At 44.9% G+C, this 14,602-nt stretch carries 15 protein-coding genes and 4 tRNA genes; 15 read left to right on the top strand and 4 right to left on the bottom strand.

All coding sequences use genetic code 11. The features are described from left to right. Nucleotides 1-37 precede the first annotated feature (37 nt). From AC58PQ_RS11645 to AC58PQ_RS11615, 7 genes are all read left to right on the top strand, one after another. Nucleotides 38-280: a hypothetical protein gene (locus tag AC58PQ_RS11645; RefSeq protein WP_497242098.1), complete on the top strand. Its 243-nt coding sequence runs from the start codon at nt 38-40 to the stop codon at nt 278-280. Nucleotides 281-448: 168 nt separating this feature from the next. Continuing rightward, on the top strand, nt 449-1,627 hold the full coding sequence (locus tag AC58PQ_RS11640; RefSeq protein WP_497242097.1) for a LolA family protein: 1,179 nt from the start codon (nt 449-451) through the stop codon (nt 1,625-1,627). Nucleotides 1,628-1,800: 173 nt separating this feature from the next. Continuing rightward, nucleotides 1,801-3,129 (top strand): YecA family protein, encoded by a 1,329-nt coding sequence (locus tag AC58PQ_RS11635; RefSeq protein ID WP_497242096.1) that lies wholly within the window; start codon nt 1,801-1,803, stop codon nt 3,127-3,129. Between the two features lie 81 nt (nt 3,130-3,210). Next, nucleotides 3,211-4,401, top strand: a complete 1,191-nt coding sequence (alr, locus tag AC58PQ_RS11630; RefSeq protein ID WP_497242095.1) for an alanine racemase — start codon at nt 3,211-3,213, stop codon at nt 4,399-4,401. Nucleotides 4,402-4,617: 216 nt separating this feature from the next. Then, the gene (locus tag AC58PQ_RS11625; RefSeq protein WP_326072266.1) at nt 4,618-4,899 is read left to right on the top strand and encodes a CopG family ribbon-helix-helix protein; all 282 of its coding nucleotides are present in this window, start codon (nt 4,618-4,620) and stop codon (nt 4,897-4,899) included. 3 nt (nt 4,900-4,902) lie between these two features. Continuing rightward, nucleotides 4,903-5,253: a type II toxin-antitoxin system PemK/MazF family toxin gene (locus AC58PQ_RS11620; protein ID WP_028553893.1), complete on the top strand. Its 351-nt coding sequence runs from the start codon at nt 4,903-4,905 to the stop codon at nt 5,251-5,253. A 194-nt stretch (nt 5,254-5,447) separates the two neighbouring features. Then, nucleotides 5,448-7,628: a Tex family protein gene (locus AC58PQ_RS11615; protein WP_497242202.1), complete on the top strand. Its 2,181-nt coding sequence runs from the start codon at nt 5,448-5,450 to the stop codon at nt 7,626-7,628. Nucleotides 7,629-7,771: 143 nt separating this feature from the next. Here AC58PQ_RS11615 and AC58PQ_RS11610 read toward each other — a convergent pair whose 3' ends face one another. The 3 genes from AC58PQ_RS11610 to AC58PQ_RS11600 all read right to left on the bottom strand — a co-directional run bounded on the left by AC58PQ_RS11610 (nt 7,772) and on the right by AC58PQ_RS11600 (nt 9,033). Next, nucleotides 7,772-8,179, bottom strand: coding sequence for a hypothetical protein (locus AC58PQ_RS11610; RefSeq protein ID WP_497242094.1), 408 nt, complete (start codon nt 8,177-8,179; stop codon nt 7,772-7,774). 262 nt (nt 8,180-8,441) lie between these two features. Further along, nucleotides 8,442-8,606, bottom strand: coding sequence for a cortex morphogenetic protein CmpA (cmpA, locus tag AC58PQ_RS11605; protein WP_477587801.1), 165 nt, complete (start codon nt 8,604-8,606; stop codon nt 8,442-8,444). A 73-nt stretch (nt 8,607-8,679) separates the two neighbouring features. After that, the gene (locus AC58PQ_RS11600; protein ID WP_497242093.1) at nt 8,680-9,033 is read right to left on the bottom strand and encodes a hydrolase/acyltransferase; all 354 of its coding nucleotides are present in this window, start codon (nt 9,031-9,033) and stop codon (nt 8,680-8,682) included. A gap of 138 nt (nt 9,034-9,171) precedes the next feature. On the opposite strand from AC58PQ_RS11600, the gene AC58PQ_RS11595 reads away from it, so the two are divergent. From AC58PQ_RS11595 to AC58PQ_RS11560, 8 genes are all read left to right on the top strand, one after another. Beyond that, a complete protein-coding gene (locus AC58PQ_RS11595; RefSeq protein ID WP_497242092.1) occupies nt 9,172-9,645 on the top strand; it encodes a SprT family protein in 474 nt (157 codons plus the stop codon). 19 nt (nt 9,646-9,664) lie between these two features. Further along, a tRNA-Asn gene (locus AC58PQ_RS11590) sits at nt 9,665-9,740 on the top strand. Between the two features lie 3 nt (nt 9,741-9,743). Continuing rightward, nucleotides 9,744-9,832: transfer RNA gene (locus AC58PQ_RS11585), tRNA-Ser, on the top strand. Nucleotides 9,833-9,977: 145 nt separating this feature from the next. Continuing rightward, on the top strand, nt 9,978-10,472 hold the full coding sequence (locus AC58PQ_RS11580) for a hypothetical protein (protein ID WP_497242091.1): 495 nt from the start codon (nt 9,978-9,980) through the stop codon (nt 10,470-10,472). Further along, complete coding sequence (locus tag AC58PQ_RS11575; protein WP_497242090.1) at nt 10,388-10,894, top strand: methyl-accepting chemotaxis protein; 507 nt, start codon at nt 10,388-10,390, stop codon at nt 10,892-10,894. The genes AC58PQ_RS11580 and AC58PQ_RS11575 overlap by 85 nt, the downstream gene beginning before the upstream one ends. A 172-nt stretch (nt 10,895-11,066) precedes the next feature. Next, nucleotides 11,067-11,138, top strand: a tRNA-Glu gene (locus AC58PQ_RS11570). Between the two features lie 16 nt (nt 11,139-11,154). After that, a tRNA-Leu gene (locus tag AC58PQ_RS11565) sits at nt 11,155-11,236 on the top strand. Between the two features lie 851 nt (nt 11,237-12,087). Further along, complete coding sequence (locus tag AC58PQ_RS11560; protein WP_497242089.1) at nt 12,088-12,753, top strand: hypothetical protein; 666 nt, start codon at nt 12,088-12,090, stop codon at nt 12,751-12,753. A 1,225-nt stretch (nt 12,754-13,978) separates the two neighbouring features. Here the strand turns inward: AC58PQ_RS11560 and AC58PQ_RS11555 are convergent. Then, entirely contained in the window at nt 13,979-14,446 is a 468-nt protein-coding gene (locus AC58PQ_RS11555) for a DL-endopeptidase inhibitor IseA family protein (protein ID WP_497242088.1), read from the bottom strand. Nucleotides 14,447-14,602: the final 156 nt, after the last annotated feature.

Genomic DNA, 14,602 nt, shown 5'->3' with positions numbered 1-14,602 from the left:
AGAACATAACGCTTTATTTTGAAAAGGAGCGGATGTCGTGGCTGAGATGACGGATCGTGAGTTTTTAAGTACAATATTGGGTAGAATCAATGAAATTGGTGCAGATATAACATCGATGAAAGACCGACTTGAAAGTATGGATAGAAGATTAGGCCGAGTAGAGGACACATTACAAGAAGTTAAACAAGTTCAAATTCAGCAGGGTGAGCAAATCGCAGGCATTGCAGTGACGATGATGGAGCATGCTGCCAGCATTCGAACACTGAAATTAGTCAAATAAGAGCAGGATTAGAGATCATTCTAATTCTGCTCTTTTTCCTAACTAAGTCATGAGGCATCCAACAGCAACTCTTTTCAAGGTCAAGCCCCAACTCGTCTGCATAATCGAACAAGTCCCCTCATATGCATGTACTATGTTGATGTTAATCATGAGTGAGGGGATGATCGAATGCGCCGGGTCACATGGATGGTAGCAGTGGTAATGTGCGTAGCATTGATTCTCGCAGGGTGCGGGATGGGTAAAAAGGATGCAGGATCTATCGTAAAGGATTTGGATCATGTGATGGGTAAGTCGAGCAGCTATCAAGCATCAGGCAGCATGATTCTTAACACGGGGCAGCAGCCACAGGAGTACTCGGTGGAGGTTGCGTATTCGCCGGAGCATTTCTATCGGATTTCCCTGACAAATGCAACGAAGGATGTTACTCAGATTGTTCTGCGTAATGAAGAAGGCGTGTTCGTCTTGACGCCGCATTTGAAGAAGAGCTTCCGCTTCCAAAGCGATTGGCCTGAGAATCAAGGTCAAGTGTATCTGTTCCAATCTCTAGCGAAGAGTATCATTGCGGATAAGGATCGCCAATTCACGACGGACAAGGATGCCTACGTGTTCGATGTCGCCGCGAACTATCAGAATGAACAGCTTTCCCGCCAGAAAATCTGGCTGAATAAGAAAACACTCGCGCCTTCACAAGTTCAAGTGTCAGACGCGAATCAGAATGTGTTGGTGCAAGTGAATTTCACGAATTTTGAATTCGATACGTCTTTCGATAAGGATTATTTCCAAATGGAGCGCAATATGACTAGCTGGAATTTGCAGCAAACGATGCCGACCATGTCTGATGTTGCTGTCACGGATGCGGATCACCCAGCAGCAACTGGGGACAAATCAGTAACGGACAAAAACCTGTCCGCGACTGGTGGACAATCCGATCAATCCAAAGCCACGGGTGCGACGAAGCCTGATGCGACGAAATCGGCGTCAACAGCTGCCAAAGCGCAAAAAATTGGTATTGTTGAGCCGTACTACTTGCCTAAAGATGTTGTGAAGCAAGACATCAGTGATATGAAGCTTGGTGAGGATGCCGCGGTGCTTTTACGATATAAAGGGAAATATAGCTTCAATTTGATTGAGGTTAGACCGCAAGCGAAATCCGTAGCGTTGCCACCAGGGGACATCGTAGATCTTGGGTTCACCGTTGGGGTGATCACGGGGAATGAGTCGAAGGATGAGCCTAGAACACTTACTTGGACGAACGATGGTGTTGAGTTCCGTATGTTCACGGGCGATATGCCAGTAAATGAAATGATTCAAGTCGCGATGGCAACAGACGGACAGTCTGGGAAATAATCTCGATTTTATGTAAAAAGAGAAAGGCTCTGCACCTATGGTGCAGGGTTTTTTCGCATCTATAGTAATAATATTCGCAACAAATTTACAAGAAGATTTAACCAACTCCCACGAACGGTCGTTTTTTTGGTATAATGCAACTTTGGAGCGAATAGATAATTGGAGTGTTTGAGATGAATACAATTGATAATTTAACATGGGAAGAGCAACGGCAGTTTTGGGAAAATGAGACGAAAGCTTTTGCGACGTTTTTGAATGATGAAGGAAAGTTGAAGCAAGAAACGGCTAACAAACATGTGGATCGCATGGACTTCGTGATGACGGAATATTTTGTGCGTTACGGAATTAGCTATGAGGATGTACAAGGTGAAACGATTGTCGATTTTGTAGGCCGTTTCTTAATCAGCCATGTGCTCAGCACAAGTGCATCCGATATTGGGGCTTATTTGACGTCTTTCAAAAAGTGGATTCAATTCCTGCAGGCGACATCAAGAATTTCAAAAGTACAATCTGCTTCTCTAAATGAAGTATGTAAATATAAATCTTATTTCGAAGAACGTTTCGAGCAGTACATGGAAGCTGACAATGACTACGCACTGGAGCGTTGGTTGAACTCGAATAACATAGAAGATCATATCGAAGAACAGACGCCGCCTGCCAAAAGGAAGTTGAACCCACTGGTGGTTGACCCGAAGCTGCTTCAGCTTTGGATGGATGGGCATACGACAGTACCGCAAATCGTTCAGGAATTTAGAGCGTTTCTGGAGGCTGTACAGGACGGGAAGAATGTCAAATTGTCCGCTGCGCGCAAGCATTTGCCGCGGAAGTTCTGGAGCGAGTTCGATCAGCAGCAGAATCTGCAGCTTTTTCGTAAGCCAACACTGAATCAGGACCAAGAGCCGGTGTATCAATTCTTTTTCTATGTAGCGTTAGTATTAGGAATGACAGTAGAAGGAACACAGCTTACGGTAAATGCGAAGCAAGTGGCTAATTACTTGTCGCTTTCGGAGCAGGAACAAGCCGCTGTTCTCTTGGATGCGCTCTGGAATCGCGTGAACTGGGGGATTCTCGAGGAAGTTAACGAAGGCGGTCGTCCAGAAGATATTCAGGCTTGGAGAAGAGCCATCGCAAGTGTGTTAGCAAGCTGGCCAGTTGGACATGAGCATAATGTGAAAAAAGAATGGGATAAGCATCGACAATCTGGGATCCTGCTGAATACGAGTGTTGATGTGTTTTTACATGCAGTCGCCACAATTTTGGTGCGTTTCGGATTGATCCGTGCTGTGTACCTTCCAGATGCTGAAATGAAATATGCCAATGAAAGACAACCAGTAGTTATGACGGTACTAGAATCAGGCAACCGCGTATTCCGCTATTTTGTGAATGAAGCGGCTTATGTCCTGAAGAGTGCCCCAACATCTGCTTCTGAACAAAGCAAAATTGGACGTAATGACCCTTGCCCATGCGGCAGCGGCAAAAAATACAAAAAGTGCTGCTTGTAAGCACTATTACGTAATGAACAGCATTTTGAAATCAGAATCAACATAAATTTACTTGGAAGTGGATAGAAGAGGTGAACGCTGGTGGATGCTTTTTATCGTCCCACGTGGGTGGAAATATCGTTAGATGCGCTGCGAAGCAACATTGAACATTTTCAGAAGGTACTGCCTGCGGGCATGAAGCAGATGGCAGTCGTTAAAGCGGATGCTTACGGACACGGGGCTGTAGAAGTATCCAAAGAGGTTCTCGCCGCGGGTGTGGATTATTTGGGTGTCGCCTTCTTTGATGAGGCGTTGGAGCTCCGAAATGCGGGGATCACTGCGCCCATACTTGTACTCGGCTACACGCCACCTGAGGGGATTAATCGGGCACGGGAGCTGGATGTAACCATTGCGGTGTATAGTCGTGATGTGTTGGAAGCGCTGCGTGAGCAAGGACGTAAGCAGGAGAACGCGGCACGGAAAAAGTTGAAAATCCATATCAAGCTGGATACCGGTATGGGGCGACTTGGCTTGCACACGGAAGCAGATGCAATTCCTTTTATCGAGGAAGCATTAACGCTGCCCGATGTGGAAGTGGAAGGTCTGTTCACACATTATGCGAATGCAGATGAGGTCGATAAGACTTATACGCTGGAGCAGTATGCCCGGTTCGAGCGGATTGTGAGCTATTTTACAGATAAAGATGTGAGCTTCCCTTATATTCACGCTGGCAATAGTGCGGCGGCCATTGATTTGCCAGGCTTGACCTATTCGATGGTGCGTCTCGGGATTTCAATGTATGGTCTCTATCCTTCTGAAGATGTTGATCAAACGAAGATCGAACTAAAGCCAGTGCTGAGCCTGAAAACAGGGATTGTCCACCTCAAAACGCTGCCAGTGGGCTCAGGTGTCAGTTATGGAACGATTTATCACACCAAGGGTGATGAGCAAATTGGGACATTGCCGATCGGCTATGCGGATGGGTATTCGCGTATGCTTTCGGGTAAAGCGGATGTACTGGTTCGTGGCAAAAGAGTGCCAATCGTCGGCAGAATCTGTATGGATCAATGTATGATCAACGTATCGGATGTGTCGGACGTGCAAGCACTGGATGAGGTTGTCCTCATCGGCGAGCAAGGTGAAGAACGAATTACCACGGAAGATGTGGCTCGTCTGCTTGGGACGATCCCTTATGAAATCATTTGTATGATTTCACACCGTGTAGCACGTGTCTATGTACGAAATGGGGAACGAGTTGAAGCTTTAAATCCTCTCATGCGACACCGTTATTAGGACGGGGCAAAATACTTCATGAATTTACCATGTGAATTTTGCAGGCATGGAAGAGGGATTCACAAATAGCGTATAGAATACTTAGTAATAACAATCTTATATCTTAAGGTGTAACATATTTGATATACCAGAGGCATATATTCTATTGTATAATTTGGTTTTTGGAATGACATACTGGTAATATTGTCTTTGTATCGTTTCTGGGGGTGCGAGAGTGTGAGCAATGCGCATAATACGAAAAGGATCATGATTAGCTTGCCTGACAACCTGTTGCAAGAAGTGGACGGGATTGTTGAGAAGGAGAACTCCAATCGGAGTGAATTCATTCGTCAGGCAATGAAGCTGTATTTAATTGAACGCAAAAAGCGCAGTCTACGCGAATCCATGCAGCGTGGGTATATGGAAATGGCGAAAATAAATCTCAGCATGGCATCTGAAGCTTTTCAAGCGGAGGAAGAAGCGGACGATACGCTTGATCGCTTAGTAAGCGGGGTGTAAGACGTGATTGTGAAACGTGGCGATGTATTTTTCGCAGATCTTTCGCCGGTCGTGGGATCGGAGCAGGGAGGAGTCCGTCCTGTTCTAGTGATCCAAAATGATATCGGCAACCGCTTTAGCCCCACTGTGATTGTTGCAGCGATTACAGCTCAAATCCAAAAGGCAAAGCTTCCCACGCATGTGGAAATCGATGCGGAGACGCACGGTTTCGATCGAGATTCGGTCATTCTGCTTGAGCAAATCAGAACAATCGACAAGCAGAGGCTGACGGACAAAATTACGCATTTGGATGAAGAAACGATGCGAAAGGTTGACGACGCTTTGCAAATTAGTGTGGGACTGATAGAGTTTTGAATAAGGTCTGGAACGGACGAGGGCGATTGGGTACCCTCGTTTTTTGGTTTGTACATAGGTATACATACGTTGAATAGAGGAGAGGTATGACTGTGGCAAATGTGGACGAGCTGAATGTGAAATCAGGGTCAGAAGGACAAGCAGTAGAGGGGCAAAAACCAAAAGCAAGTGAGTATGAGGCACCGAAGGAGAAGATACAGGTTCCTGCGGAGAAGAAAGCGGAGATTCAGGAGCGGATCCTGAAGCAAATCTCCGCTGAATTGCAGCTGCCTAGCGACAAAGTGAAGACAACGATGGAGCTGCTGGATGAGGGCAACACGATTCCGTTTATCGCGCGTTACCGGAAAGAGATGACGGGCGAGCTCGACGAGAACCAGCTGCGAGATATCGAGGAACGCTTGCAGTATTTGCGTAATCTCGAGGATCGGAAAATCGAGGTTGTTCGATTAATCGATGAGCAGGGCAAACTGACGGACGAGCTGCGCAGCTCGATTGAGCGTGCTGTGAAACTGCAGGAAATCGAGGATCTCTACAGACCTTACCGCCAGAAGCGGAAGACGAGAGCTAGTGTTGCGAAAGAGCGCGGTTTGGAGCCGCTGGCGATGTGGATTTGGAAGCAGCCTCGTCAAGGCTCACTGGAGCAAGAGGCTACGCGTTACATTAACGCGGACAAGCAGGTTGGAAGCGCCGCAGAGGCGATTCAAGGCGCGATGGATATCCTGGCGGAGAATATCGCGGATGACGCGAAAATACGGGCCTGGGTGCGTCGATACACGCAGGATAACGGCATTATGCGGACAGAGGCCAAGGATGCGAAGGCAGAGTCTGTCTATGAGATGTACTATGCCTATCAAGAGCCTGTGAAGCGCCTGCCGCCGCACCGTATTCTCGCGATTAATCGCGGGGAGCGGGAAGAGATTCTGAAGGTTGGTTTAGATGTACAACCAGATAAAATTCACGACTACATGCTGCGTCAAATCGTGAGAGGTGATTCGGTTGTAAGAGATGTGTTACGCAACATTGTAGAGGATGCTTATAAGAGATTGTTAGCCCCTTCCGTCGAGCGCGAGGTGCGCGGTGAAATGACGGAGATGGGCGAGGAGCAGGCGATTAAGATTTTCGCGGAAAATCTGCGGAACCTCCTGCTGCAAGCGCCCATCAAGGGCCATGTGGTGCTTGGTGTCGATCCAGCCTACCGGACAGGCTGTAAGCTGGCCGTCATCGACGACACCGGTAAAATGCTTGAAATCGCCGTGACCTACCCAACGCCACCGAATAATAAGGTGGCGGAAGCGAAGGCGAAGTTCAAGCAGCTGATCAGCACATACAGCGTGGAGCTGATTGTGATCGGGAATGGGACGGCGTCCCGTGAAACGGAGCAGTTTGTTGCGGAGCTGATCGGTGAGATCAAGGAGCGGAAGCTCAAGTACTTGATCGTCAGCGAAGCGGGCGCGAGCGTGTACTCCGCGTCGAAGCTAGCGCAGACGGAGTTCCCTGAGCTCGACGTCGCCGAGCGCAGCGCGATTTCCATCGCGCGGAGGCTGCAGGACCCGCTCGCGGAGCTTGTAAAAATCGAGCCGAAAGCGATCGGCGTCGGGCAGTACCAGCATGACGTTTCGCAGAAACGTCTTGACGAGAACTTGAAGGCCGTCGTAGAATCGGCCGTTAACCATGTCGGGGTGGACTTGAACACGGCGTCCCCGTCCTTGCTTTCGTATGTGTCGGGGGTCAATGCGACACTGGCGAAAAACATCGTGAAGTATCGCGAGGAGAATGGCAAGTTCAGCTCCCGCCAGGAGCTGTCGAAGGTTCCGCGCCTCGGCGCGAAATCCTTCGAGCAGTGTGTCGGGTTCATGCGGATTGCGGGCGGCCGGAACCCGCTCGACAACACCCCGATCCATCCGGAGTCTTACGACGTGGTAGATCGGCTGTTCAAGGAGCTGCGCATCGAGCTCGCGCAGCTTGGTTCACAGCAGCTCCTAGCGCTGCTGCAGACGCTGGAGCCAGAGGAACTGGCTCCTAAGCTTGGCGTTGGTGTCCCGACGATGCGGGACATCCTAGACAGCCTGCAGCGGCCTGGGCGAGATCCGCGGGACGAAGTCCCTGCGCCGATCTTCCGCACAGACGTGCTGCAGCTGGAGGACCTTGTGCCGGGCATGGAATTGACCGGCACGGTGCGTAATGTGATCGACTTCGGTGCATTCGTCGATATCGGCATTAAGAACGATGGGCTGGTGCACATCTCCCAGCTCAAGAACGGCTTCGTGAAACATCCGATGGATGTGGTTTCCGTTGGAGATATCGTCCAAGTATGGGTACTGAACGTGGACCAGAAAAAGGGCCGCGTCGGCTTAACCATGAAGAAGCCGCAATAATAGGTGTAGGATAGTACCGAGTTGTTGGGAATTGTTAGTTGAATGTTCGTAGAGGCAGTTGGGAGTTAGGTCCCAACTGCTTTTTGCGTACCTTCGTGGTTGCTGATCTGTAACTCCTTGCTATCGGTTTCACCAGCCCCCGCCTACTTCTGAGCCCCTCCCACCTCCTTCACCAAATAAGTCGTCGAATATCGCTGGCCAGCGACAAGTGAAAGTATTCCTTCCATCGAGAGGCGGATGAGCCACTCAGCAGCGATACGAATGTTCACATTACACTCCGCTGCGACTTCTTGAAGCCGAACTTTGCCATTACGCCGATTGGCGATTTGAAGAATAAACTGCTTCCGCAGCTCCCAAACGTCCGCCTCAAGCTCAGCGATGGTGAGGGGATGCGGTTTACTGCTAGTTGATGACCTTCGTTGTTCCAGTGGGATCACGTTGCTTTTGAAGCGGGCAGAGGTGCTTTCCTCGTCCCGCAGGCGGTTTTTCTTTCTTCTCTGCTGATGCTTCTCGCGCATCCTACGTAGCCACTGACTACTATTTTGCTGCATGTCATTAAGCCCCCTTTTTTAGCCAATACGCAAAAAAAGCACAAACGAACGGCAGAAGAAACTGCAAGTTCGAGTGTGCTTCACTCAGGTTTTGGAATTTGTTTGTATTTTGCTTTTACTATTTGTTACATTTATTTACAGTATAGAGGGCATATTTCAAATATGCAACTATTTTTCTTCCAATGTTTACTCTTGCTATTTGTGCTCTTATGTATCCATGGCAAAAAAGCCAGCACTTGTGGCACAAGTACTAGCTTTTTGATCAAAATTTACGTTTGCTCGGTCCGTCCGTCGATTGGCTGTCAGGCCACTCCTCTTGTGAGCGGCGAGTGCGGTAAAAGTACCAGCTATCATTCAATAATCGGATTTGTCTAAGGTTTTTGTTCTGGAAGGCACGCATTAATTGATTACAAAGCCATTGAGGCATATGCCCATCCCCTTCTTCGCCATGTACTTATAGCATATGAAGGTTTAGGAAATTGGGTGCAGGTCCTTTATTTTTAGAGCTCAAATTCCTCTTCGTACCACTGCTCAAGCTGAGCTTGCAATGCGCGGATTTCAGTGAGCAAGGAAATCAAAGGATACGATTTTTCTTGGATGCCTGCGAATGTTTTTTCGAGACCATTGATGTAATCCAAGCCTTGAATCAACGTATATGTGGCACCGATCAATTCCAAGTCATCACATTCAGCAATAACGCGTGGAAGTTGGGGGATATGATCAGCAGTCAACTTCTCTAATTCCTTGTGCAAACGTTGGTTCAAAGCCGTTAATTGATAGGAATAGGAGGAAGGCATTTCGACGAATTCCAGTTGCTGGTCAAGCTTCAATATCGCATAGCGCATTTGTGGCATGGGAACGGTTCAAATCCTTTCTGTATAGGGCGTTCGATCTTCTTTTCTACTTGACAGTATAGCCGTACATACGGTACAAATTCAAGTAAGAACTTGTCATTAGCCGTGCGCGTGACTTGTCATTGGGAGTGTTCGTGGATGGAAGATCGAGAGCTGCAGCAATGGATCGAGCAGATTTCTATGGAATCGTTTGGACGACCCTTCGTTCATCAGGCGCGTTTTAACCGAAGATTGCGGTCGACGGGTGGGCGTTATTTTATGAAATCACACGATATTGAGATCAGTTGGAGTCAGTGGGAGACCTACGGCCGAGATGAAATCGAGAAGATTATCAAGCATGAGCTGTGCCATTATCATTTGCATATTTTGAAGCGAGGCTACAAGCATCGTGATCATGATTTCAAAACCTTGCTAGCCCAAGTTGGTGGTACCCGATTTTGCCAATCATTACCTCGACCCAAAGCGAAACAAGCCTATAAATACAGGCTGGAGTGTGTGAATTGCAAGACGGAATATTTTCGTAAGCGTAAAATGGATGTACGTAAATTTGCCTGTGGGAATTGCAGGGGAAAATTGAAATCGTATACACTTGACTTACCGGCCCCTTCGTAATAAAATAAAACTTGTTCATTCCCTGATAGCTCAGTTGGTAGAGCACTCGACTGTTAATCGAGTTGTCACAGGTTCGAGTCCTGTTCGGGGAGCCATATGGAGAGATACCCAAGTGGCTATAAGGGGATCCTCTGCTAAGGGATTAGACTGCGTAAGCGGTGCGAGGGTTCGAATCCCTCTCTCTCCGTCACGAAATAAGTTCAATGGCAATCTTGCCGTTGGGCTTATTTTTGTTCACCTCAATCTCAACCTAATCTAACAATTTTCTAATACCCGTTAAATGTTTGTCCTCTATAGTGAATAAAAAAAGCTTCACGATGGAGGAACGCCCAGTGACTAAATTATTTTCGATACGTGTACGTCTCATCCTATTGCTATTGATTCCATCCCTGTTATATTTAGGCACGAGTGTGTATCTGCTACAGATAAACAAGACCAATACGGATGAACTAACCTCATCATTGTATGAGACATCCGAGAGGAGCACGTCACTCATTCTGAATGCCGATCGTGATATGTATCAGGCCTTAACTGCCTACCAGCTGTTAGTATCGGGCATGTTAACGGCAGAAGAGAAGACGGCTCAGCTGAAGGCGCTCAAAGACAATATTGATCAAACGCATACAAGGGTCGGTCAGGCTGTTACCATTTTAAAAGATAAGCAATTACTGCAAACCGCACAAGCTGAGAAGAACGTGACGATTGAGCAAAGTGCAGCGAGCTTCCAGGTTTCCTTCGATCAGTGGGTCAAAGAAGCGAATGCGGTTGTTCAAGCGGGGAGCATGGCAAAGGGTTCAATGTCGTTGCCCAAGAAATCCGTAAACTAGCAACACAATCGATCGAATCGGCTGATGGCATCAATCAGTTAATTCACGAGACGAGAGTCGAGATTGAAAGTGTATCTCAGTCGATGAATGCGACCAAGCAGGAAGCGAGCGCAGGCTCACAAATGATGCAGGAAGTGAACCTAAGCTTCGAAACGATCATGCAATCCGTGACGCATATCGTAACACAGATCCATGAGACATCGGCTATTACACAGCAAATGTCAGCAAGCTCGGAAGAAATTTCTGCGACGATGGATCATTCTGCTGCAAGTTCGTCTCAGATTCTTACGAGATCTCAAACTGTAGCAGCGGCTACTGAGGAGCAGCTTGCGATGATGCAGAACATTGCTGCTGCGTCGGAACAGCTGAGGTCTGTGGTGAATACGTTGAATGAATCCGTGTCTTATTTCAAAATTAAATAGTGGAATGAAATAGGGGCGCTTTCATGGTTTTTCTAACGTGGACATGGGGCTCCTTATTTTTCATTGTTTGACTGGATTTGTTTCCATAAATTGGGCTTGTCAACGGAAGCGGAATCCTTTATAATAAAACTTGTCGTCCTTACTGAACTGAATTGTTCAATGATGATATTATGGCCCGTTGGTCAAGTGGTTAAGACACCTCCCTTTCACGGAGGTAACAGGGGTTCGAGTCCCCTACGGGTCATTGTTTTATCTCTCTTGCGGTCGTGGTGGAACGGCAGACACACCATCTTGAGGGGGTGGCGCTCACAAGGCGTGGGGGTTCAAATCCCCCCGACCGCATCCCGTAAGGCTTTACAGGTTTTATAAGGTTAAATTTAGATAGTGTGCATACCTGCACATGATTTCGATAAATTAGACCACTTACCTATCAGAACATTAAATTCTGATTAGGGAGTGGTTTTTTTGTTGCTAAAGTTTGCAATCCAAGAGTTCAAAGATGATCGTGAATACAAAAACTTGTCACCTAGAACGATTGAATCTTATCTAATGACCTTGAACGAGTTTCGTTCGAAATTCGTTTTATTCCTAATTCAAACCATCGTGGATACGGTGCGACGAGTTTACTTCGTAATGGTGAATACATTTACAGAGCAAAACATATCAGAAAAGAAGGTATTGTTAAGGAGAGCAATTGAAAAGTATCTTGAAGATAGATAGGACAGATAATCACCCTGCACTATTTATCAGCAACAGGCAAGAGCGAATTAGTGTTAGAAGCGTTCAGCATCTAATGGAGACATGGTCACAATGCCCATCAGACACGTCACAGCTTCATTACAGGACTTGTTAGGGCAGGTGAGGACATTATAGTGTCATTCAGAGTCTTAGTGGTCACAGTTCAGCAGATATGATATTGCGTTATAGTATGCCTAGTGAGGAAGATAAACAAAGAGCAGTTGAGCGTATATTTAAGGATTAGCCACCAGAAATGGTGGTTATTGTTTTTCTTGGAGAGGGTGGGGGGGGGGGGGGGTTACATCAAAATGAAGTTGTTTGAATGGTGAAAGGGTCATAGCACTTCCACCGCTCGACTATGAGTGAAATTTGAAGCGATACGGTAAAGAATGGAATACCATTATATGGTATAATTGAGAAAATCAACAACAGTACATAAGATAGGGATGGTATATATGCTTGATTGGATTGAGGAGTTTAAACCAACAGATAAAGGTTTGAAGCAAATACATCATAGACGACGATTTAATTTAAAAAAGGTTTCCTTTGCATCCCCTGCAACTATGACTGAATTAGCACGATTACTTTCTGCTGGCAGTGTGCTTTTAGCAGACAATATGATGAATGTCTATTCTGCGAAAGATGAAACTGCTCGTAGTCTGATAATGAATGACATTGCACCTCATTTTGAAGATGTAAAAATTGTTTATGTTGAAGATGAAATTGATGTTGTTAATATGCAATATCTAAAGAAAGATTCAAAAAAAATGTTTAACAGCACAAACACTGGAATTATTCAGGTTATACATGACTTATTTAGAACTAATGACATGAGTATATGGACAGATGGTAAAAAAAGAGAACTTACTCGTTACTCCGTTAAACTCAATGCGTTAAATAAGTATGATATTGACAATACAAATGACATTCAGGATTTTTTCACAAAGGGATATTTTGACTTGGGTGAGGAGTTTTGCTTTATTCCAACAGGTTGGACGCTTGTAGATGAATTGAAAGAATCAATATCATTGAGGTTCTTTGCCACTTTTATTCCATGTATAACTTTAGTTGTTGATGCGAGTAACAAGCAAGTAGTGGGGATATTGCTTTCAGGGGATTGAGGGATGAATAGACAGATGAAAGAATGATTTTATGACGATAAAAATTTATTGATTTGACATCTATTGCTTATGTTGAACTTGTATTATTTCCTGATTATAGAGTGACAATTCTCTATTTTTGGTAAGAAAACATAAGAATGGAGGTTTGGAAGTGAAAAGGATATATAAATTTTGGGATACCTTAATAATCCTAGCTATCATATTTCTATTGTGGTGGATAAAATCTTTCGGAAATGAACTTACATTCAAGAAGTCAATAAATTTGGTTTTTGTTACATTATTAGTCATTGCATTGGCTAGGTCAATTTACGTTTATCTTTCAGATAAATCAATGAATAACCTCATAGTGCCAGCTTCTTTATTGATAGCAATCATAGGTATTATATTTAATGTGTTCAATATCATATTGACAATTCTTATGTATTTATGGGTAGGGTTGACAGGTTACAATTTTTACAAACGACAGAGAAGAAAATAATCAATGTAATTGCTAGTTTATTGATTCTATTTTTTGTAAGTACTAGATTTATCCAGCGAGGTAAGAAGATGAAAATATTAAAGAAGAGAGTCATTTTAATCTGCCTTCAACTAATTCCCCTTGGTCCCTTTTGGTTTTTTGGATTTTCTCTTCTATTTGAGTTTAAAGATGTATGAAAGCAAGTTCCTACGTAATGAAAGCTGACATTTACTAGGATGCAGAAATTAAAATGCAAAGTAAAACAAAGGTGGCTAAAGACTTTGAAATTTAAATTTAAATTCAATAATAATCCAGCATGGTTTAATATAGTTGCTGTTTTAACGGCAATCGTCTCGTTCATTGGAATATATCATATACAAAATCAATACTATCGAAGCTTCAGTCAGTTTACAATGGTCATTTTTTGTATATCTTACGCAATTAAAGAAAGGAAATCAAATCTATTTTACACTTTCTTGTTTTGTTTCTTAGCTATTGTTTTTCTTTATTTATCATGGAGTACTCTACAACTTCCACAAAGATAAAATAATTTATAACTCATTTCTCATAACAAATCAGGTTAGGCAAAATGAAAGCACGATTTTATTTGAATTATGGAGGTACTAATGGTTATATATAAAAACCCGATATGGGTGTTGCCATGGGTGGCGCTCACAAGGCGTGGGGGTTCAAATCCCCCAACCGCATCCCAGCTTTACAAGCCTAAACCCGTACCTTCACCCATTCCATTCGACGGCGATTGTTGCATCAATCACAAGGTCGATATCGGTAATCAGGATAAGTACCTTTTCTTAAAACAATGGCTAGTTTACCTGTTATTGTATTTCGAGAAATCGTATAGACGACGGTTTCTTCTTCCAGGTCTGAAGACTGTAGAACAGCTCTAACTACAAGTCGGTTGCTTGCACGGCTTATAACAGTAAGTCGAACAACTCGCTGAGGTAAAGGTCCTGTATCTCCTGCTGGTATATACAGTCTTCCGCGAATGGATCGTGCACCAGTAGAACAAATCATTCGTGTAGTGTAGAGCGTATTCCAATATTGGCGAAAATAGGCCGCTACTTTAGCACGAGTTGAAAATTTTATTGGAAGTCTAAAGTATTGATCACCTCGTATAACGATAGATTGCTTTTCTGCTGAGATAATGACATCCTCCCAAGCTAACTCTGCATTTCGAATAAAAGATATAAGTTCACTCCTTGTCGGTACAGCCATGGAAATCCCTCCACTGTAAATATAGTTAGTGTTGTTCTATCCATTAAAATATGCAAGGGATATTGTTAAAGATTGTACGTATATTCTCGGCCATTCACATATGTTCATCCTTTTCAGATACTTAAAGTAGGTAGGTGAATTTATCAGGATGTGGGT

The sequence above is a fragment of the Paenibacillus sp. J22P143 genome (assembly GCF_059692035.1).
This window is presented reverse-complemented; position numbering and strand designations above follow the sequence as displayed.